The sequence below is a fragment of the Alcanivorax sp. HI0083 genome (assembly GCF_001635175.1).
Map to the genome: position 1 here is coordinate 1 of NZ_LWFX01001761.1, position 859 is coordinate 859.

The 859-nt window shown below is 57.6% G+C and carries 2 protein-coding genes; one reads left to right on the forward strand and one right to left on the reverse strand.

All coding sequences use genetic code 11. From position 1 onward, the window contains the following. Positions 1-375 (reverse strand): TetR/AcrR family transcriptional regulator (locus A3754_RS25555; RefSeq protein WP_156497238.1); only part of this gene is annotated, 375 nt, incomplete at its 3' end. A gap of 156 nt (positions 376-531) precedes the next feature. Here A3754_RS25555 and A3754_RS25560 point away from each other — a divergent pair. Beyond that, positions 532-859: glutathione S-transferase N-terminal domain-containing protein (locus tag A3754_RS25560; RefSeq protein WP_197468876.1), on the forward strand; the 328-nt coding region annotated here is incomplete at its 3' end.

The window sequence follows — 859 nt, forward strand, 5'->3', positions numbered from 1 at the left end:
CAGGTCGGCCACTTCGGCGCTCAGTTTGACCACCAGGCAATCGCGCAGGCCGGCGGGGCCGCAGTAGTTTTCCTGCCAATCCTGCCAGTACCGCATCAGCCGGCTGATGGCCGGGGTATCGTCATCGGTGAAGCGGGCGTCCAGGTCTTGCACGTAGCTGGCAAAATAATCTTCCAGCAACGCCTGGCCAAATTGCTCTTTGGACTGAAAGTAGTGGTAAAACGAGCCTTTCGGCACGCCGGCGGCTTGCAGGATGGCGCTCAAGCCGACGGAGCTGAAACCGCGGGCAGCCAGAATGTCACGGCCCGTATCCAGCAGGTGCTGGCGGGTGTCGCGGTGTTTATCTGGCTGATTGATGGCGGTTTGCGTATTCATGGGCGGCACTTTAACAGCTAATTAGACCGGTCGTCTAGTTACGAGGTTATAAATATTGCCAGTTGCCAACGCAGAGGCGCAGCAATGGATGCTTGACCTTGTCGTGCGGGGATATGAGGCTTGCCGTACACCGACCACTTCATTCAGGATGCCTAGATGTCAGAACTGATTCTGCACCACTACACGCTGTCCCCGTTTTCCGAGAAAGCGCGTGCCATGCTGGGTTATGCCGGCTTGCAATGGCAGTCGGTCACCGTGGCGGAAATGCCACCGCGCCCCAAGTTGGCACCGCTGGCCAGTGGCTACCGGAAAATCCCGGTGGCGCAGATTGGCGCGGATGTCTTTTGTGATACCCGCACCCTCAGCCGAGAAATCGCCCGGTTGGCAAACAAGCCTGAGCTGGTGGTGGAGAATTGCAGTGAAGAGGTGCAGGCCTTTGTTAGTGAAGTGGACTTGCAGATTTTCCTGGCTTCAATTGTGACGG